Raw genomic sequence first — 18,422 nt, forward strand, 5'->3', positions numbered from 1 at the left:
GGAACCGGCCCTCCGCACGATGGCGGGTATGGCGGAGAACAAGTTCGCGACCGTGGACGAGTACATCGCGTCGTTCCCCGGCGACGTCCAAGAGGTGCTCGAGGAGGTACGACGTACCATCCGCGGGGTCGTCCCGGACGCGGGGGAGAAGATCAGCTACCAGATGCCCACGGTCACGGTGGACGGCAAGGCGCTGATGTACTTCAGCGGCTGGAAGGAGCACATCGCCGTCTACCCGATCCCGCCGGTCGATGACGAGCTCGCCGCGCGGATCGAGCCGTACCGCTCGGGCAAAGGCACCCTGAAGTTCCCGCTGAAGCAGCCCATCCCGTACGACCTCATCGCTCGTCTGGCGCAGGCCTTTCTCACGGCGCGGGCATAGTCAGCTCCTGGGGGTCGGGGGAGGGTGGCCTGGTCAGCGTCCAGTCGCTGAACTGCTGGTCGAAGCGGTACCAAAGTCCGTCGGAGCCCAGGCGTAGTTGGATGCGCCCGGCGGTGATGCGGTTGCCTTCGACGGTGCCGCCCAACGCGTCGAGTCCCTCGGCGAGCGCCTCGGGGGCGACGTCGGTTGGTTCGTCGACGGTGGCGGCGAGGCCGCCGGGACCGCCCTCGCGCCAGGCGACCGCCCAGCTGGTGAGTTGCCGGGCGGATACGCCGGCTCGATGGGCAAGGTCGGCCAACTCGGGTGCACCGAGGAGGCCGGCCGCGCGGCGGGCGAGGTCCTGGTCGGAGGTCAGCTGAAGCCCGCCGTCACCGTCGCCCGAGGCGAACTCCCACGCGCGCCGGGCGGCGTCGGTCGCCAGGACCACCAGATCGCGCACCTCGACGCCGGACGAGCGCGGCGGATCCAACGCCTGCACAGCCGCCGGCACCCCGGCCGCCCCCATAGGCCGCGGGGCCACTGGAACCGCAGGCCGAAGCGTGTCGCCGAAGGCTGTCTTGGCGAGCAGGCCAGGTGGAGGGGCTTCGCGTACGAGGGTCGTCGAGGTAGTCGTGGAGCGGCGGGCGCGCAGGGACGACAGCAGGTCGGTTTTGGGGCGGCCACGCAGCAGAAGAAGGGCGAAGGGGTCGTCGTCGAGGGCGTCGGCAACCAGGTAGCAGACGGCGGCGGAGTGTTTGCACGGTACGGCGAAGTCGGGGCAGCTGCAGTTCGTATGGACCTCGCCCGCGCCGGGCAGGAGATCGAGACCGGCGGCGTGAACGTCGTCCACGACCTCGGGCGGCAGCTCGCCGTCCAGGAGCGCCGCGACCCGGCCGATCTGGGACGAGACCACGTCGAGCACGGCGTCCCACTCGGCAGTCGTGAAGGCGCGGATCCGCACGGTCACCTGGTACGGCGTGACCCGGCTGCCCTGCACCACGGCCTCGACCTCACCGGGCGAGACCGTCAGCTCGAGCACACTCCCGCGACGCGCGTACGACCGGCCACGGGACAGCCGGTTCGGATCCAGTCGAGCCCGGTGCTCCAGCGCCTCCAACCACGCCCGGCCCCACCACGTTGCCCCGAACGGCCGCCGGCTCCCCGGACCCTTGGCCGCGGGCAGCCCGGCATCTTCACCTTTCCGCCGCCACCCCTGCCACGGCACCCGCTCATTCATCGTCATCACCCACCACAGCAGGAGATTTCCCGACCGCAGAAGGGTTGTAGGCACTGGCGGACCCAGACTTCACCGGCCCGGTCGACAGCTCCACCAGCTCGGTCAGCTCGGCATCCGACAGCTCGCTCAACCACGCCTCACCCGATCCGACGACCGCGTCAGCGAGGTTGCGCTTGCTCGCGATCACGGTCGAGATGCGATCCTCCAGCGTGTTCTCGGTGACCAGGCGGTGGACCTGAACCGGACGATCTTGACCGATGCGGTAGGCACGGTCCGTGGCCTGATCCTCGACCGCCGGGTTCCACCATCGGTCGTAGTGGACTACGTGGGTGGCCTGGGTGAGCGTCAGGCCAACCCCACCGGCCTTCAGCGACAACAGGAAGACCTGAGCCTCGCCTGACTGGAACTCCGCCACTAGCTGCTCGCGCTTCCGGACCCCGATGCCGCCGTGCAGGAACAGCGACTTGATCTGCCGGGCCGCCAAATGTGCCTCGATCAGCCGGCACATCTCGACGTACTGGCTGAAGATCAGGACCGACTCGCCTTCGGCCAGGATCACGTCGAGCAGCTCGTCCAACGCGGCCAGCTTGCCCGAGCGGCGCTCCAGCGGACCCGGCTCGTGCAGGAACTGCGCGGGGTGGTTGCACACCTGCTTCAGCTGCGTGAGCAGGCTGAGCACCAGCCCGCGGCGCGCGATGCCCTCCGCGGACTCGATCTTCGCCAGCGTCTCCTTCGCAACAGCCTGGTACAGCGTGGCCTGCTCCACCGTCAGCGGTACGACGACGTCGTGCTCGGTCTTCTGCGGAAGCTCCGGTGCGATCCCGGGATCACTCTTCCGGCGTCGCAGCAGGAACGGCCGCGTCACCCGCGCGAGCCGAGCCGTCGCCTCCTCGTCGTGGTACCGCTCCACCGGTACGGCGACGTCCTGCCGGAACCGGTCGAGTGTCCCGAGCAACCCCGGCGCCGCCCAGTCCAGGATCGACCACAGCTCGGACAACCGGTTCTCCACCGGCGTCCCGGTCAGGGCGATCCTAGTTGCCGATGGCAACGTCCTCAACGCGCGTGCCGTCCGGGACAGCGGGTTCTTCGCGTGCTGGGCCTCGTCGGCGACCGCGAGCCCCCAGAACACTTCGCCGATCACGCGATGGTCCTGGCGCACCACGCCGTACGTGGTCAGCACGACCTCGTCCGGTGCGAGGTCGCTCAGGGTCCGGCCGGCGCCGTGATAGCGCCGGGTCGGGACGTCCGGGGCGAACCGGGCGAACTCCCGCTCCCACGTCCCGAGCAGCGTCGACGGGCAGACGACCAACGTGGGACCGCGGCCGAGCAGGGCCAGGTGCAACGCGATCACCTGGATCGTCTTGCCCAGGCCCATGTCGTCGGCGAGGCAGCCGCCGAGACCCAGGCCCGCGAGCTGAGCCATCCACGCGACGCCTCGCCGCTGGTAGTCACGCAAGGTCGCGTTCAGCCCGGACGGCTCCGCGAACGGCGCAGGCTCTTCCGCCGCCCGCAGCCGCGCGAGCATAGACGCGAGCGACCCGTTCGGATCGAAGGCGACGAGCTCGCCATCGACCTCGATCGTCCCGGTCAGCGCCGCGCCGAGCGCCTCCGCGCCCGTCAGCTTTCGCGTGCCGTCGCGCCGTAGCTTGCGGACCAGGTCGTGATCGACCCGCACCCACCGCCCGCGCATCCGGATCATCGGACGCTTCGCCTCGGCCAGCGCCGCGACCTCCTGCTCGGTCAGCTCCTGCCCGTCCAGCGTCGGCCGCCAGCGGAAGGCCACCAACTCGTTGAGGTTGAAGTCCGGCCCGGTCACCGCGCCCGGCGTCGGCGTCGCGACCGTGCCGCGCACAGCCAGCTCACCCGCGAACAACTCGGTCGGCCACAGCACCTCGATCCCGGCGCCCTCCAACGCCGTGCTGCCCTCGGCAAGCTCCTCGAGCGCTTCGTCGTCGACCTCGACCTCCGACGGAGCCGCGTCACGTAACGCGGCACCCAGCGGCGGCCAGACCCGAGCGCCACGTCGCAACGCGAGCAGCAGGTCGGTCTCCGCTCGCTCGCCGAGCGCGGACAGCACGGCGGCAGGCGCGTTCCACACGTCCTCGACATCCACCAGCAGGCTCGGATCCACTCCGCTCCGGAGCTGCAACACAGCCCGGAAGTCGCTGTCCTCCTCCGGCGGCTCGATCCGCAGCACCAACCGCGAACCGGCCTCCTCGGTCTGCGCAGTCTCCTCGAGCCAACCAGTCGGCCCAGTCGTCTCAATCGGATCCACCGAGGCGAAGGCAGCCGCACCGGGCCGCACAGCGACCGCAGCCGCCGGCGTCCGCACGAGCGTGTCCGCGATCGCATCCCAGAACGCCCGCACCAACTGCTCCGGATCGACCAACCGCACCGGCCGCGTCCCGTCGATCGGCAGCGCGTGCGCGTACGGCGGCATGGCAGCGCCGAGGTTCTTCAACCAGCCGCGGTCCAGCGGATCCAGGGGAGCCACGCGCCAAGCGCCGTACCCACTCGGGCTGCGATCCGGCACCAGCCGTCCGCGCGCGATCAGCCCCAGCCCAGCCAACGCGGCCGTCCGCCAGGCCTCCCAACTCGCCGAACCGTCGGAGCCGTCGCGCACCCGATCGAGCACCTGCGCGATGGTCAGCAACCGCGCCGGCACCGTCGTCCGCCGCACCTGCGATCCCTTCGGCAGCACGAGCGAGACCGTCCCGTCCGCGACCTCGCTGACCGCCGCGAGGTCGCCGTACAGCGCCAGCCGGCCCGCGCGTGGCGGGTCGGCTGGGACGAAGACGGCATCGAACATGCCCTGCACAGTACGCCGGCCCGCCGACAGATTCCCGCCCGTCACCGAGCGCCTGTGGACAACCCCGGATTTGACCTCAACTCAAGTTCAGGTTGCAGCCTCGGAGATCAACAGCAGAGGAGAAAACATGCGAGCCGCAATAGTCACCGAGTTCGGCAGCGCGGACGTCATCAAGACCCAGGACTGGCCGGACCCCGTACCGGGCGCGGGCGAAGCACTGATCGAGGTCGCGGTCGCCGACGTCATCTTCGTCGAGACCGCCATCCGCCAGGGTCACCACAGCCAGTACTTCGACGTGAAAACGCCTTACGTGCCGGGCAGTTCGCTCGCCGGCACCGTCCGTGCAGTCGGGCCGGACGTGCCGACAGACTGGATCGGAAAGACCGTCCTCGGCCGTGCCTCGGGCTTCGGTGCGCACGCCGAGCTCGCAGTAGCCACCGGCCTGCTCGAGGTGCCGGCGGAGCTCAACCTGGAGACGGCGATCGCGGTCTACGGCGACGGCCTCACCGCACTCATGCTGGAGGACCTCGCGCCGCCGATGCAGGGCAAGGAGGTGCTCGTCACCGCATCCGCCGGCGGCATGGGCCTGCTACTGGTCCAGCTCGCGCACCGAGCCGGCGCACACGTCATCGCCGCCGCGCGCGGCCAGGCCAAGCTCGATCTCAGCAAGGCGCAAGGCGCCGATGTCGTGATCGACTACTCCAAGCCCGCCTGGGAGAAGTTGGTGCTTGAGGCAACGAACAACCAGGGCGCGGACATCGTCTTCGAGGGTGCCGGCGGCCAGCTCGGCGCGACCGCGTTCACGGTCGTCAAGGACGGCGGCTGGTTCTCCGCCCACGGTGCCCCGAGCGGAGGCTTCGCGGCCTACGACCCGGACGAGGCCGCCCGGCGCAACATCACCGTGAAGGGCATCGATGACCTCAGAGCCGACACGACCACCACCACGATCACAGGCGCCGACGTGATCGCCAGAGCCGTCGCGGGCGACCTCAAGCCTGTGGTGGACAAGGTGTACGACCTCGACCACGTGGCCGACGCCCACAGGGCCTTGGAGCAGCGCACTCTGCTCGGCAAGGCCCTGATCAGGGTCGTCAGGAGCTAGTCGCCGACCGGCTGGTCGGAGTGGTCGGTGACGGCAGGCGGGTTCGGGCGGGCTGCGACGATGCGGTTGCGCCCGTCCCGCTTCGCACTGAGCAGTGCGTTGTCTGCTGCCAGCACCAGCTGGTCCATGGTGTCCGCGACATCCGGGTAGACCGCGGCGCCGAACGACGCCGGTACGCCGGTGATCACCGCAGTGGACGCCGTCACCGTGTCCACCGACACGCTCAGCGTGCTCAACCGGTCACGGATCCGTTCCGCCACCTCGAGCACCTCGGTCTCGGAGGCGCCGGGCAGCAGCACCGCCAGCTCGTCTCCACCGACTCGGGCGACCAGGTCGCCCTGCCGGACCTCCGCGCGTACGCTCTCGCCGACCGCACGCAGCGCCTGGTCCCCAGCCGGGTGACCGTAGGTGTCGTTGATCTCCTTGAACTTGTCCAAGTCGAGCATCAGCAGGCCGACCGAGCTGCGCAGCGTCTCCGCACGAGCCAGCTCAGCCGGTACGGCGCTGGCCCAGTACGCCGGGGTCGCCAGACCGGTCTTCACGTCCGTGCCGGCCGCCCGCTGGAATTGCGGCAGCAGCAGATCGCGGTGCAGCGCCAGCACGGTCACCATCAGGATCGGCACCACCCACGGGTACGACGCCTGCAGCGCGGCAACCGCCACACCGAGCCCGAGGCCCGCCACGACGACGAGCTGGTCGGCGAGGTCGCCCAGAGCGCCACGGGCGGTGGCGTCGGGGGAGGACAGCAGGATCGCGCCGATCACCAGTGCGAAGTTGACCAGCCACCAGGTCGCGGCCGCGCCGATCACGACCAGCAGCGTCCACGGCCCGGTTGGCACCCGCGGCTCGTTCAGCAGGCCGCCACCGCGCAGCACACCGGCAGCGGCAGCGCTGGCCAGGATGAACGTGCTCGCCGAGAACACCTTGCGGTGCGCAATGGTCCGCCCGTAGACCCGGATCCAGGAGTACCCGTACGACACGACGATCAGCGCGACCACCAGGCTGAGCGGGAGCAGCAGCAGGCCTGCGAAGACCCAGAGGCTCTTCAGGTTGGTGTACGGCGAAGTGTTCGCCGCCATCTCGCGTCGGCGCTCGATTCCGCGGGCAGACTCCAGGTGTAGCACCGAGGCGGCCGCCAGCAGCGCGAAGGCGACCCACTCGGTCGGCCTGACGCCGGTTCGGGCGCCGGAGATCGTCGAGGCCAGAGCCAAGGCGGTGATCGTGACTGCAATCGCGTCGACGCCGAGCACATAGCTCAGCGCAGGACGGGGCAACGACCAGAGCTTCCAGTGGCGGGGTGGCACCCAATTGCTCCGACCGATCAGAATCATGGTGGCCTCACACGGATCGACCTGAACGGTTATTCCGTAATAGTAACTGCCTGTTCACGCGAGGTCATCCCCAGACCCGCAGAAATCCATCTGACGATGGCGACGGAAGGATCCAGCACCATGTCGAAGATCAGCACCGGCAACGAGTGGCTGCACGGCGGCAACGAGTGGTTCCACGGTGGGAACGAGTGGTTCCACGGCGGGAACGAGTGGTTCCACGGCGGGAACGAGTGGTTCACGCAGCGTGGCAACGAGTGGCTGCGGCGGCCGGGTGGATCCGGTAACGAGTGGTTCACCAGCGGTAACGAGTGGTGACCTGACGCTCATTGCCGAAATTTCTTAACCGACATTTTACGAAGCCCGTCCGGGGATATTCCCTGAATCTCCGGACAGCTCGTCCGGCGCCAATTCGAGGGCGCCGGTCCCGGGCCGGCGGGCCCGTGTCCAGGCTGCGCCCGCCGCCAGGGCCGCCACTGCGCCGGCGGCGCCCATGACACCCAGTGCGAACGACGGCGAGTACTGGTCCGCGACCAGTCCGGCGAGCAGGATGCCGATGCCCTGACTGCCCTTCAGCGCCGTACTGGCGACCCCGAAAGCCTGACCGCGTTGTCCGTCCGGCACGGCCTGCACGAAGGCTGCGCTGGTCGGGAGGTGGTAGGCCGACGCCAGGCCGGACAGAGCCCACAGCGCCACAGTCGGCAGCAGCCCTGGCGCGAAGAAGCAGGCGATCAGCGGCGCACAAGCCAGCACTGCGAGCGGGCTGAGGAGTCCCATCCGTCGCTCTGGCGGCCACAGCGTGATCAGCCACATACCCGCGACGGCCCCGGCTGGGCTCGCGGCCAGCAGCAGACCGGCGGCTTGCGGCCCGCCACCGATCTCGTGGGCGTACGGGACCGCCAGACCTTCCACCGTCACGTAGAACCCGGCGATCGTCGCCAACAGGACCAGCGCGCGCAGCTTCGGCGTACGGGTGACCAGCGAGAAGCCGGACGCCAGGTCCTTGAAGTAGCTGGTCTGTGGCTCATTAGTGCCACGGCTGGGCACCGGTCGGTGTCGTACGCCGAAGGCAATGAGCGCTGCGGACACCAAGAAGGTCGCGGAGTCCAGCAGGAGGCCGCCGGACGTGCCCACAGCGACCACGATCACGCCACCGGTCCCGAAGCCGAGCACCTGGCTGAACTGCACGACCATGTCGTTCGCAGCCTTGCCCAGCACGTAGTGGTCGCCAGGCAGTACGGCGGGGAGCGTCGCGGCCCGCGCGGCGTTGAAGGGTGACCCGAACGCCTGCAGTCCGAGCAGGAGCACGATGACGACCAGCAGCGGCAGTGCCTGAATCGCCATAGCTGCAACGAGAACTGCGCGCGCCAGGTCGGTGACGATCATCACAGTACGGCGCGGGTAGCGGTCGGCGAACCCGGCCAGCAGCGGCCCGAACAGCAGGTCGGGAACGTACGTCAGCGCATACGTCAGTGCGGTGAGGCCGGCGGAGTTGGTGCGGTCGAAGACCAGCACAGACAGCGCGACCCGGGCCAACTGGTCGCCCGCGACGGACAACACACCGGCCAGGAACAGCGCGCGGAACTCCGCATGCCCGAAGACGTCCCGCCAGCGAGCACGCTCGATCACCCCACCCTCCATACCAAGACCTTAACCACAATCCGTGGCCTGACACCTCCCGGCTGTGACTGAAAGGGTTTCCCTCCGCGGGAATCAGGCTGGTTCAAAGGTTTGTTCGCGGCGCATCAGTGCCAGATCGTGAACCCGGTGGCGCCGGGTTTGGATGAACGTTCTACTCTGGAGATCTCCGGTACCGGGGTCTGGGCGGGGCGGCCCCGACCCTGGTACCGGAGCTCTTCTTTGTGCGGGCCCGGTCAGGGTCCCCAAAACTGTCGGTGGCGCCCGGTAGCGTTCTTCTTGCCAGGGGCGGCTCTTGGACGTGCTTCCTTCTCCTTCACCAGGCCAAGTAGCGCGTTCGCTCTCCGCCCCTGGCGCGCTCATCCACGAGCCCAAGCTGGGGGGAGCTGTCATGCCCGAGGAGCACGCGCACGCCGCCGTACTGCTGCGTCGCCGCCGCATGGTCGACTCGGCCGGCCTGACTCCGCCGGTGCGGCGTTCCGCATGGCAGTGGCTGCGACGGCCGCTGACCATCCAGTCTGGGATGTCCGCGCTGCAGGCTGAGCTGGTCCAGCGTGGCTTCCTGCTGTCGGTCGGGCTCTACCGGCACTGCTCCGGCCTGTCTGCGCCCGCGCTCGCCGGCTTCGGCCGCGCGTTGCTCGACCTGCTCGACGCGGAGTCCGGGCACGACCAGCATCACGTGCCGTTGTTCCGCGGCTTCCCGGAGAGCGTGCTGGGCAACACCGAGACCTTCTACATCAACAGGATCTTTGCGCGGTTGCTGCAGGAGCCCGAGCAGCCCTGCGTCCTGTGCGGCGACGCCAAGTCGGTGCACGCGGTCTCGCCGTGCGCCCACCTGGTGTGCCGGACGTGCTGGGACGGGGCCGACTTCAGCGCGTGCCCGCTGTGCCTGCGCCGGATCAACCCCAACGACCCGTTCCTGCAGCCGTCGTTCGACGAGGTGCAGCCGGCACACGTGCGCTCGGACCGCCTACGGCTGCTGACGCTCGCGCCGACCGACGCAGCGCAGTCGACAGTCGCTGCCTTGCTCACACGGCGCTCACCGCTGTCCGCAGCTGATCGCGCCGACCTGCTGGTGTTGCTGGCTGATGCCGACCCGTCCTGGCTGCCGGACGAGATCCCGGTCCGGGAGACGCGGGCGCTGGTGCTGGCTCATTTCCTGGCCGACCACCCCGAGCTGATCGACCGCACCGGGACTGCGACGGACGTGCTGCGACTGCTGTACGCGCTGATGGACGCTGACCCGGGTCTGCGGACGCCACCGGTCCGGCGGAAGTCATTGCCGCGGGCAACACGGCGGCTGGTGCTGGAGCGGCTCGACCGGTTGCCGGCGGAGACGCTGATCGAGGACCTGCGCCGGCACGAGCGGGCCTGGAAGCGAATCGCGGAGAACCTGCACCCGTTCGAGTTCGCTACTCGTCATCCGCTCGCAGCGCTGGCGTTTGCGGTGCTACGCCGTACCGAGGTGGACCTGAGTACCGCGGCAGGGCGGGCCGTCGCGGGGGAGGCCGCGCGGCATCCCTTTGTGCGCTTGGAAAACGGGCGGCTGACGACCAGCACGTTCGCGTCCCGGGTCGAGGCCGCCTTGGAGACCAGACCGACCCATGCGCTCGACCTCCTGCGGCAGCGGCCGGGAGAGCTGGTGCGGCGACTGGTCCACTTGGCGCGCCTGCTGCCGGCCGATCAGCACGGTGCGCTGGTGGACGCGCTGGCGACCGCTGTCTCGGACGTGTCGCCGGTGGTGCTGACCGCCGCGCTCGGTCAGGTCCGTACGCCACCAGGCGACTTGCGTCTGTTCTTCCCGCGGGGTGGGACCGCGCGGATCTGGACGAGGGTGGACGACCGGGAGCCGTTGCCGACCGAGCTCGCCACGGCGCTGGCCGGCGTACTCGTGGGCGAAATGTTGCGGCGGGCAACGGATCTGCCCCGGCTGCGCCGGGTGTTCCTCGACGAGGAGCTGGCCCGGCTGGCGGCACCCAGTTCGGAGCGGAGCGCGTCGTCGACGTTGTTGCGGATGACGCGGGGGAGTGCGGTGCCGATTCCGCAGGACGAGTTGCTGCGGTTGTTCCTGCACTGGGTCGAGCCGAGCGCGCGACGGGTGGATCTCGACCTGTCGGTCGCGGTGTTCGACGAGGAGTGGGGTTTCGTCGGGCTGTGCGACTACACCCGGCTGCGGTTCGACCAGGACGCCTTGGTGCACTCGGGTGACCTGACCTCGGCGCCGGGACCGCACGGGTCGACGGAGTTCGTCGACTTGGACCTGCGGGCGGTGCGACGGGTTGGCGGTCGGTACGTGCTACCGGTGGTGTTCAGCTACAACAACGTCCCGTTCGACCAGCTCGAGCGCGGGTTCGTCGGCGTGATGCGGCAGCCGACCGGGCTGTTCGACCCCGCCGCGGTCGAGGAGCGGTTCGACCTGACCGGTCCGGCGAAGATCCTGCTCCCGTTCGGCGTCGACCTGCAGACGAAGGATCTCCGCTGGTACGACGTCAACCTCAGCGCGGCCGGCTACGGTCACAACATCGCGAAGTACGGCGGTCACCTGGCGCTGATGGCGGCGACGATGGAGGAGGTGCACGGCGCGGGCGACCGGGTCAGCCTGTGGGAGATCTGCTGCTGGCACGCCGCCGCGCGCACCGGCGAGGTCGTCGTCCGATGTGCGGACGGGTCGGTGGTCGGCTACGTGCGGGGCGAGGCTGAGGATGTCTCGGGTTTCGCCCGCCGGCTCACCGCGCGCCTGGAGCCGGACCGGGTCTGGGACCAGGACGCGGCCGATCGCGCCGACTTCGCCGCCGTACTGACCGCGGACATCACCCCGCGTGCCGGTGCGCAGGTCTTCGCGTTGCATCCGCAGTTGCTGGATCCGGCGACCCACACGTTGATCGACGCTCCGCAGCTGCTCAGCGCACTGGCTCCGGACACCCGGGCCCACGCTCCTGCTGCCCTGCCGAGCTGAGGGTCGGCTGAGCGGAGTTTGACAATTCTGTGACGCTGCGGGGCCGGATGCTTTGGCTGGCCGCGCTGCGGGGGTACAACGGAATTGACTGCGAAGGGAGCCACGAATGACGTATGACGTGGTGGTGCTCATCGAGCGGGAGATGAGCGAGGGCGACGCGCGCCGCGTTGCCGCCCTGCACGCAAGGTACGAAGAACCCGTGGAATACCACCTGCTCGTCTCCAGCCATCCGGAAAGCGGATTCGGTGGTCCGATGGCGTTGCTGGGGTCGACGTTCGCGGACGTGGCCGGACTGACCGGCTCCACGACCGTCGTCGGCAACGCGACCGTCGCCTCCGCCCGCGTCAGTCCGCCGGCGCCCCGCCGGACGCCGACGGCCATGCTCGCCGACCCGGACGTCGACCTGGCCTCGGTGATCGAGCACAGTTCGCGCCAGCTCCGCGCAGCCAGCGGGTATCCGGTGCACGTCTCCATCACCCACGGCGAGGTGCTGCTGGCCCTGAAGACCCTGGTCAAGAGCACCGACTGCCACGAAGTCGTGGTGGTCGCCTGGCCGGAGACCGCGGCCAGCTTCCTCTGCTCCGACTGGACCACCAAGGCCCGCAAGGCCCTCAGGGTCCCTCGAGTCCGCATCCTCGAACACGACACCTGACCCGCCCGCCGGGTTCCTCGACCGCTGACGCACTGCAACCCGCCAGCGGTCGAACAACCCTCTGCCGCGGCGCTATCCACAGGAACAAACTGACGTGCGCCCGACGACCGCAAGTGCGGCATGTTCTTGGGTGTGAACGGGAAACTCGCGGTGATTGCCGCCGCGCGCGGCGGATGGTTCGACCGGGACGACGTACTGGCGTCCGGGTACTCCGATGCCGAGATTCGGAACCGGGTGGCTTCCGGGCAGGGGGTTCGCCTGACTCGGGGTGCGTATGCCGAGCCGGGTCCCGAGGTGAAGTCGGTGGCGGCGTGGGACCAGGAGGTCTGGCGGCACGCTCGTACGGCCAAGGCTGTCTACCATCGGCTGGGCGGTCGTGCGGTCGTGAGCCATCAGTCGGCATTGCTGTTGCACGGCATCGCGGTCTCGGAACTCGATTTGGCGCGGGTGCAGGTGACCAGGCTGACGGGATTCGGTCGGTCCGGTACGGCGGTTTGCCAGCATGCGGCTCGCCCGCCGGTCCACGAGTGGGCCGAGGTTGGCGACGTACGGACGACAACGCCGGCGCGGGCGGTTGTGGAGGCGATTCGGGCGGCCGCGTATCCGGTCGGAGTGTCTGTGGTGGATCTGGCGCTGCGGTTGCGAGTGTCGACGACGGAGCAGTTGACCGAAGCTCTCGACCTATTCGCCGGGTGGCCGGGTGGCCGGGTGACGCGGTCGGGCGGGGGTCGGGCGGGGCGGTCGGGTGAGGTGGGCGGCGGGGGCGGGTTAGGTGGGTGGGGGTTGGGGTGGGAGGCGGACTGTGAGGGTGGTTTGGCCGGGGTGGGAGGTGATGGTGATGGTGCCGCCGTGGTGTTCGGCGATGATGCGTTGGGCGATGTCGAGGCCCAGGCCGGTGCCTTTGCCGACGTCCTTGGTCGTGTAGAAGGGTTCGAAGGCGCGGGCGATCACCTGCGGCGGCATGCCGGGGCCGGTGTCGGTGAACTCGACGACGATCCGGTCGCCGTCGGTGCGCGTGGTGATCCGGAGTGTGCCGGCGCCGGCCATCGCGTCGACCGCGTTGTCGATCAGGTTCGTCCACACCTGGTTGAGCTCACCGGGGTACGCCTCGATCCGGGGTACGTCGGCGCCGTACGAGCGGATCACCTCGATCCCGTCGCGCAGCTTGTGGCCGAGCATGACGAGCGTGCTCTCGATGCCTTCGGTCACGTCGATCGTCTGCAGCGAACCGCGGTCGACCTGCGAGTACGACCGGACTGCCGCGACCAGCTCGGTGATCCGCCGGGTCGACTCCTTCACCTCACCGAGCAGCGTCGACACGGCGAGCGTGCTCGACACCCACTCGAGCCCGGGCTCCAAGGCCTCGCCCAGCACCTCGGCCGCGCGCTCGCACCAGGAGACCGAGGCGCCGGCGGCGGCCAACGGCGGCGCGATCAGCCAGTCCCTCTCGACGTCGTGACGATCCAGCCATTCCGAGATCGTATTCTCGGCGTCGGCCAGGTCGACCGGATCCGGCACCGCCGTACCCGAGGAGGTCAGCTCCAGCCGCAGGTCGTCCAGGGCGCTGAACTGGACCGCCGTGATCTCGCCCTCCGCGAGCCGCTGGAGCGCGGACAGCAACGACGCGGCCGCGGTGTCGAGCGCGCTCACCGAGCGGGCGGCTGCCGCGGCGGGGTTGTTGATCTCGTGTGCCAACCCGGCCGCCAGCGTTCCTAGCGTGATCAGCGCGTCCCGCTGCCGAGCGGTCGACTCGATCGCGCGAGCGGTCCCGTACACGCCCTTGATCAGGTGCCCGCCGAGCGGGAACCAGTCGTCGACCCGCTCCCGCAGTACGGCGGCCGGCACCCGGAGCACCCGTCCTTCGGCGATTCCACGGCCGGACGCCAGGTAGACGCCATGCTCGTCCCAGGCCCGGAACCCACCGGCCCACCGGCCTGGTACGTCGATCTTGCCCATCACGGTGTCCTCGCGCCCGATCTGGCGGTGCAGCGCGATCGCACCCTCGACGAGCACCCACCAGAAGTCGGCCGGCTCGCCCTCGTGGAACAAGGTGACGCCCGGCTCGACCGCGACCTCGGTGCTGCCCGCGATCAGCTCGTCCAGCTGCTCGTCGGTGAGACCGGCGAAGAGCGGGATCCCGCGCAGGTCCTCGGTCTTCATCAGATCGTCGCAAGGTAGCGGTGGACGAGGTAGACCGACATCGCGCCCTCGCCGACGGCGGACGCGACGCGTTTCATCGAGTCGAGCCGGACGTCGCCGGCCGCGAAGACCCCTGGCCGACTCGTCTCCAGCGCGTACGGCGGTCGCGGCAGTGGCCAGCGATCCATCGCGACAAGCTCCGGGCCGGTGACGACGAAACCCTTGCCGTCGCGGACCAGCGAGTCACCCAGCCAGTCAGTCCGGGGTGACGCGCCGGCGAATACGAACAACCAGCTCGCCTGGACCTCCTCGACCCGGCCAGCGGATCGTTCGATGAGGCTGAGTGACTCCAGATGGCCGTCGCCGCCGCAGCCGATCACCTCGGTGCGGCAGCGGATCTCGATGTTCGGGGCGGCGGAGATCTTGTCGACCAGGTAGCGCGACATCGACGTCAACAGCGTTTCGCCGCGGACCAGGAGCACGACCCGCTTGGCGTACCGGGCGAGGTTCAGGGCCGCCTGACCGGCTGAGTTCGCGGCGCCGACGATATACACCTCGTCGCCCTGGCACTGACTCGCCTCGCTGGCGGTGGCTCCGTAGTACACGCCGCGTCCGGTGAAGTCGCCGAGACCGTCGACGTCCAGGCTGCGGTACGAGACGCCGGTCGCGACGATCACCGCACGGGCCTCGATCTCGCCGGATTCCTCGAGCAGTACGGCGTGCACCGGGCCGCGCGACTCAAGTCCGACGACGCTGCGCGCGAGCACCATCTCGGCGCCGAAGCGGGACGCCTGCGCGACTGCCCGAGCGGCGAGGTCGGAGCCGGTCAGGCCGCGGGGGAAGCCGAGGTAATTCTCGATCGCGGCGCTCAGTCCGGCCTGTCCGCCGGGCGCCTCGCGCTCGACGATGACCGTGCTCAAGCCTTCGGAGGCCGCGTAGACGGCGGCGGCCAGCCCGGCCGGTCCGCCGCCGACGATGCAGACGTCGTACAGCGGCTGCTCGGCGCGGGTCCGCAGGCCGAGCGCGGAGGCGAGGTCGATCGTGGACGGTGCGCGCAGGGTGTCGCCCTCGGGGACCAGGACCAGCGGGAGGTCGTTGTCCGAGGCATCGGCCAGGTCGCGGAGCCGTTGTCCCTCGGCGTCGCGCTCCACGTCGTACCAGCGGTACGGCACGTGGTTGCGGGCCAGGAAGGTCTTGATCTCGTGGGCGCGGTCGGACCAGCGGTTGCCGACCACCCGGACGTCGGAGGTGTGTTCGGGGTTGGCCGCCTGCCAGTCGCCGAGCAGGTCGTCGACGACCGGGAACAGCTGGTCCTCGGGCGGATCCCAGGGCTTGAGCAGGTAGTAGTCCAGACCGATGTCGTTGATCGCCTTGATCGCCACGTCGGTGTCGGCGTAGGCCGTGAGCAGTAAGTACTTCGCGGTCGGTGCCTGTTCGCGGGCGCGTTCGAGCAGCTCGATACCGGTCATGCCCGGCATCCGCTGGTCGGTGGCGATCAGTGCGATCGGCTGGTTACGCAACGCGAGTTTCGTCAACGCTGCCAGGGCTTGCGCGCCGGAGGTCGCCTTCACGACCAGGTAGTCGTCGCCGTACCGCCGGCGTAGGTCACGGGAGATGGCCGCCGAGACCATCGGGTCGTCGTCGACGGTGAGAATCGCTGGCTTGGTCACGCGGTGCCCCCCACAGCAGTGAACCGGTCACGTCAGCATGACACGCAACCGCCTAGTCGTCGATCAGTGCGCGAAGGGTCTCGCGGTCCTCCTCGAGGACATAGCTGGCGTAGTAGTCGTACATGTTCTGCCGCGCGATCCGGGCCGCGGCGTGGCCGTTGCCGGCGCGGATTGCGTCCACCACCTCGGCGTGGTGCTGCAGCGATTCGAGCATCAGGGCGCGGCTGTTGCCGGCGTGCGCGATCTTGTCCGAGATCAGGCTGAGTACGACGCCGCGGACGACCTCGTTGCAGGTCTGGATCAGCGAGTTGCGGCTGATCCGGGCGATCACGTCGTGGAAGGCCAGGTCCGCCTGGCTGAACGCGTCGAAGTCGACGTCGATCGCAGCCCGCATGGCCACCAGCGTCTCGTCCATCTCGGCGAGCTGCTCGGTGGTGCGGAGCCGGGACGCGACCTGGATCGCGGCGCCGTCCATGATCATCCGGAAGCCGATCAGCTCGCTCAGGGTCAGCTCGTCGACCCGCGCCAGCCGGACCATCTGCTTGCGCAGCGCCGCCTGGGAGAACGGCAGGATCTCCGGTCCGTTCGGGTCGCCCGGGCGGGACCGGACGACGCCGTTGCTCTCCAGCACCCGCAGCGCCTCGCGGACCGTCGACCGGCTCACCTCGAACTGCGCGACCAGCTCGCGCTCGCTCGGCAGCCGCTGGCCGGGAGCGAGGTCGCCGCGGACGAGCGCCTCCTCGACCTGCTCGACGATCCGCTGGTACGCGCGAACAGGCTGCACCGGCTCGAATCGCGGACTTTTGGTCATTCCGGAGCACCCCAATCGCTTGACAGACCCCTGCGTAGCGACAAACCTAGTGGACCACTGACACCTAGTCCACTGGTCGGACCAGTCACAAGCTGTACGGCGAACTCGCCGGAGCGGCGTGGCCCCGTTCAGCGGACTCCGCACAGATCGCCAGAATGCGGCGAGCACACAGCCGGCAGCACTGGAGGAGTTCGCGTGAAGTCGTCGTATCGGAAACGGGCGGTGGCGCTGGTCGCCTCCGCAGTACTCCTGGTCCTGACCGCCTGTTCGGCCGGTTCGACTACGACCCCCGGCGGCAGCTCGCCGGGCGGTGACCAGTCGCTGTCGATCGGCCTGGTCGCGGAGCCGGCCAGCCTCGACTTCACCACCACGGACGGCGCCGCGATCCCGCAGGCGCTGCTCGGGAACGTGTACGAGCGCCTGGTCAAGCAGGACGACTCAGGCAAGATCGTGCCGGAGCTGGCGAAGTCGTGGACGCTCTCGCCGGACCGCAAGACCTACACCTTCGACCTGGTCGACAACGCCACGTTCACCAACGGCAAGCCGTTCACCGCGGCGGACGCGGTGTTCAGCATCAACCGGGTGAAGACGGCTTGGACGACCTCGCTGGCGGCTGCGATGGACGTCGTACAGGAAGCCAAGGCGCTGTCGCCGACGCAGTTGCAGGTGACGCTGTCGAAGCCGAGCAACGGCTGGCTGTTCCGGATGACGACCCGGATCGGCGCGATGTTCTCCGAGACCGGAGTGAGCGCGCTGGCGACCGCGCCGGTCGGCACCGGGGCGTTCAAGTTCTCCAAGTGGAACCGTGGCGACTCGATCGTGCTGCTGCGCAACGACGACTACTGGGGCACGAAGCCGTTCTTCAACCAGATCACGCTGAAGTACTTCAAGGACGCGACCGCGCTGAACAACGCGTTGCTGACCGGGACCATCAACGTGATCGGCACCGTGCAGGCGCCGGAGGCACTGAGTCAGTTCACCAGCAACGACAAGTACCAGGTGATCGAGGGTACGACGAACGGCGAGGTGCTGTTGTCGTTCAACAACTCCGAGCCGATTTTCAAGGACATCCGGACCCGGCAGGCGATCCGGATGGCGATCGACCACAAGGCCTTGCTGGACACGTGCTGGGCCGGTCGCGGGAAGCTGATCGGCAGCATGGTCCCGCCGACCGACCCCTGGTACGAGGACCTGACGAGCGTCGCGCCGTACGACCAGGCCAAGGCGAAGTCGCTGCTGCAGGCATCCGGCGCCGCGGGCAAGACGCTGCGGCTGCGGCTGCCCACCCTGCCGTACGCGATCTCCTGCGGCCAGGTGGTGAAGAGCCAGCTGGAGCAGGCCGGGCTGAAGGTCGCGATCGACCAACTGGAGTTCCCGGCGGCGTGGCTGACCTCGGTCCTGAAGAACGCCGACTACGACATGTCGATCATCGCGCACGTCGAGCCCCGCGACCTGGGTTCGGTCTTCAACGCGAAGTACTACACGCGCTATGACGACCCGACGCTGCAGCAGTACTTGGCCGCGGCGGACGCGGGTGACGAGGCGGCGCAGGTCGACAACATGAAGAAGGCGGCGCGGCGGATCTCCGAGCAGGCCGCGGCCGACTGGCTCTTCCTGCTGCCGAACCTGATGGTCGCGGACAAGGACGTCAAGGGCCTGCCGCAGAACGCGATCACCGAGAACTTCGACCTGACCAAGCTCGCCCGCTGAGGACCGGCC

Annotated in this window: 13 protein-coding genes and 1 pseudogene; 7 read left to right on the forward strand and 7 right to left on the reverse strand. The window is 69.3% G+C overall.

The genetic code is table 11. The features are described 5' to 3' along the window. Window positions 1-28 precede the first annotated feature (28 nt). Window positions 29-382 (forward strand): iron chaperone, encoded by a 354-nt coding sequence (locus ACIBL3_RS43100; RefSeq protein ID WP_396359807.1) that lies wholly within the window; start codon window positions 29-31, stop codon window positions 380-382. Here ACIBL3_RS43100 and ACIBL3_RS43105 read toward each other — a convergent pair. Both ACIBL3_RS43105 and ACIBL3_RS43110 read right to left on the reverse strand, forming a co-directional pair. After that, window positions 366-1,598, reverse strand: a complete 1,233-nt coding sequence (locus ACIBL3_RS43105) for an SWIM zinc finger family protein (RefSeq protein WP_396359808.1) — start codon at window positions 1,596-1,598, stop codon at window positions 366-368. The two genes, ACIBL3_RS43100 and ACIBL3_RS43105, sit on opposite strands and share 17 nt — an antisense overlap. Then, entirely contained in the window at window positions 1,591-4,407 is a 2,817-nt protein-coding gene (locus tag ACIBL3_RS43110) for a DEAD/DEAH box helicase (RefSeq protein WP_396359809.1), read from the reverse strand. Before ACIBL3_RS43110 ends, ACIBL3_RS43105 begins: the two co-directional genes overlap by 8 nt. Window positions 4,408-4,534: 127 nt before the next feature. Here ACIBL3_RS43110 and ACIBL3_RS43115 point away from each other — a divergent pair, with 127 nt between their 5' ends. After that, window positions 4,535-5,509: a zinc-binding dehydrogenase gene (locus ACIBL3_RS43115; protein ID WP_396359810.1), complete on the forward strand. Its 975-nt coding sequence runs from the start codon at window positions 4,535-4,537 to the stop codon at window positions 5,507-5,509. Here ACIBL3_RS43115 and ACIBL3_RS43120 read toward each other — a convergent pair. After that, a complete protein-coding gene (locus ACIBL3_RS43120; protein WP_396359811.1) occupies window positions 5,506-6,840 on the reverse strand; it encodes a diguanylate cyclase in 1,335 nt (444 codons plus the stop codon). The genes ACIBL3_RS43115 and ACIBL3_RS43120 overlap by 4 nt on opposite strands. A 120-nt stretch (window positions 6,841-6,960) precedes the next feature. Here ACIBL3_RS43120 and ACIBL3_RS43125 point away from each other — a divergent pair, with 120 nt between their 5' ends. Then, complete coding sequence (locus ACIBL3_RS43125) at window positions 6,961-7,155, forward strand: DEAD/DEAH box helicase (RefSeq protein WP_396359812.1); 195 nt, start codon at window positions 6,961-6,963, stop codon at window positions 7,153-7,155. 36 nt (window positions 7,156-7,191) lie between these two features. On the opposite strand, the gene ACIBL3_RS43130 is transcribed toward ACIBL3_RS43125, so the two are convergent. Beyond that, a complete protein-coding gene (locus ACIBL3_RS43130) occupies window positions 7,192-8,478 on the reverse strand; it encodes an MFS transporter (RefSeq protein WP_396359813.1) in 1,287 nt (428 codons plus the stop codon). A gap of 388 nt (window positions 8,479-8,866) precedes the next feature. Here ACIBL3_RS43130 and ACIBL3_RS43135 point away from each other — a divergent pair, with 388 nt between their 5' ends. The 3 genes and pseudogenes from ACIBL3_RS43135 to ACIBL3_RS43145 form a co-directional block, all read left to right on the forward strand. After that, a complete protein-coding gene (locus ACIBL3_RS43135; protein ID WP_396359814.1) occupies window positions 8,867-11,431 on the forward strand; it encodes an MXAN_6230/SCO0854 family RING domain-containing protein in 2,565 nt (854 codons plus the stop codon). Window positions 11,432-11,537: 106 nt separating this feature from the next. Next, a complete protein-coding gene (locus tag ACIBL3_RS43140; RefSeq protein ID WP_396359815.1) occupies window positions 11,538-12,083 on the forward strand; it encodes a hypothetical protein in 546 nt (181 codons plus the stop codon). A 120-nt stretch (window positions 12,084-12,203) separates the two neighbouring features. Continuing rightward, a pseudogene (locus tag ACIBL3_RS43145) lies at window positions 12,204-12,356 on the forward strand (type IV toxin-antitoxin system AbiEi family antitoxin domain-containing protein); the annotation flags it as partial. Between the two features lie 495 nt (window positions 12,357-12,851). On the opposite strand, the gene ACIBL3_RS43150 reads toward ACIBL3_RS43145, so the two are convergent. The 3 genes from ACIBL3_RS43150 to ACIBL3_RS43160 are packed head-to-tail and all read right to left on the reverse strand — an operon-like array spanning window position 12,852 to window position 16,703. Continuing rightward, window positions 12,852-14,243, reverse strand: coding sequence for a sensor histidine kinase (locus tag ACIBL3_RS43150; protein WP_396359816.1), 1,392 nt, complete (start codon window positions 14,241-14,243; stop codon window positions 12,852-12,854). After that, window positions 14,243-15,892 carry an FAD-dependent oxidoreductase gene (locus ACIBL3_RS43155; RefSeq protein WP_396359817.1) on the reverse strand — a complete coding sequence of 550 codons (1,650 nt, stop codon included), beginning with the start codon at window positions 15,890-15,892 and terminating at the stop codon, window positions 14,243-14,245. Before ACIBL3_RS43155 ends, ACIBL3_RS43150 begins: the two co-directional genes overlap by 1 nt. A 52-nt stretch (window positions 15,893-15,944) precedes the next feature. Then, the gene (locus ACIBL3_RS43160; RefSeq protein ID WP_396359818.1) at window positions 15,945-16,703 is read right to left on the reverse strand and encodes a FadR/GntR family transcriptional regulator; all 759 of its coding nucleotides are present in this window, start codon (window positions 16,701-16,703) and stop codon (window positions 15,945-15,947) included. Between the two features lie 195 nt (window positions 16,704-16,898). On the opposite strand from ACIBL3_RS43160, the gene ACIBL3_RS43165 reads away from it, so the two are divergent. Next, on the forward strand, window positions 16,899-18,413 hold the full coding sequence (locus ACIBL3_RS43165) for an ABC transporter substrate-binding protein (RefSeq protein ID WP_396359819.1): 1,515 nt from the start codon (window positions 16,899-16,901) through the stop codon (window positions 18,411-18,413). Window positions 18,414-18,422 lie beyond the last annotated feature (9 nt).

The sequence above is a fragment of the Kribbella sp. NPDC050124 genome, assembly GCF_044460355.1.
Lineage (GTDB): Bacteria > Actinomycetota > Actinomycetes > Propionibacteriales > Kribbellaceae > Kribbella.

Excerpts from the sequence above, each read along its gene's own strand:
- ACIBL3_RS43140 (WP_396359815.1), top strand. The coding sequence starts at position 11,538 with ATGACGTATGACGTGGTGGTGCTCATCGAGCGGGAGATGAGCGAGGGC.
- ACIBL3_RS43115 (WP_396359810.1), top strand. The coding sequence starts at position 4,535 with ATGCGAGCCGCAATAGTCACCGAGTTCGGCAGCGCGGACGTCATCAAG.
- ACIBL3_RS43135 (WP_396359814.1), top strand. The coding sequence starts at position 8,867 with ATGCCCGAGGAGCACGCGCACGCCGCCGTACTGCTGCGTCGCCGCCGC.
- ACIBL3_RS43160 (WP_396359818.1), bottom strand. The coding sequence starts at position 16,703 with ATGACCAAAAGTCCGCGATTCGAGCCGGTGCAGCCTGTTCGCGCGTAC.
- ACIBL3_RS43105 (WP_396359808.1), bottom strand. The coding sequence starts at position 1,598 with ATGAATGAGCGGGTGCCGTGGCAGGGGTGGCGGCGGAAAGGTGAAGAT.
- ACIBL3_RS43130 (WP_396359813.1), bottom strand. The coding sequence starts at position 8,478 with ATGGAGGGTGGGGTGATCGAGCGTGCTCGCTGGCGGGACGTCTTCGGG.
- ACIBL3_RS43125 (WP_396359812.1), top strand. The coding sequence starts at position 6,961 with ATGTCGAAGATCAGCACCGGCAACGAGTGGCTGCACGGCGGCAACGAG.
- ACIBL3_RS43110 (WP_396359809.1), bottom strand. The coding sequence starts at position 4,407 with ATGTTCGATGCCGTCTTCGTCCCAGCCGACCCGCCACGCGCGGGCCGG.
- ACIBL3_RS43150 (WP_396359816.1), bottom strand. The coding sequence starts at position 14,243 with ATGAAGACCGAGGACCTGCGCGGGATCCCGCTCTTCGCCGGTCTCACC.
- ACIBL3_RS43120 (WP_396359811.1), bottom strand. The coding sequence starts at position 6,840 with ATGATTCTGATCGGTCGGAGCAATTGGGTGCCACCCCGCCACTGGAAG.
- ACIBL3_RS43100 (WP_396359807.1), top strand. The coding sequence starts at position 29 with ATGGCGGAGAACAAGTTCGCGACCGTGGACGAGTACATCGCGTCGTTC.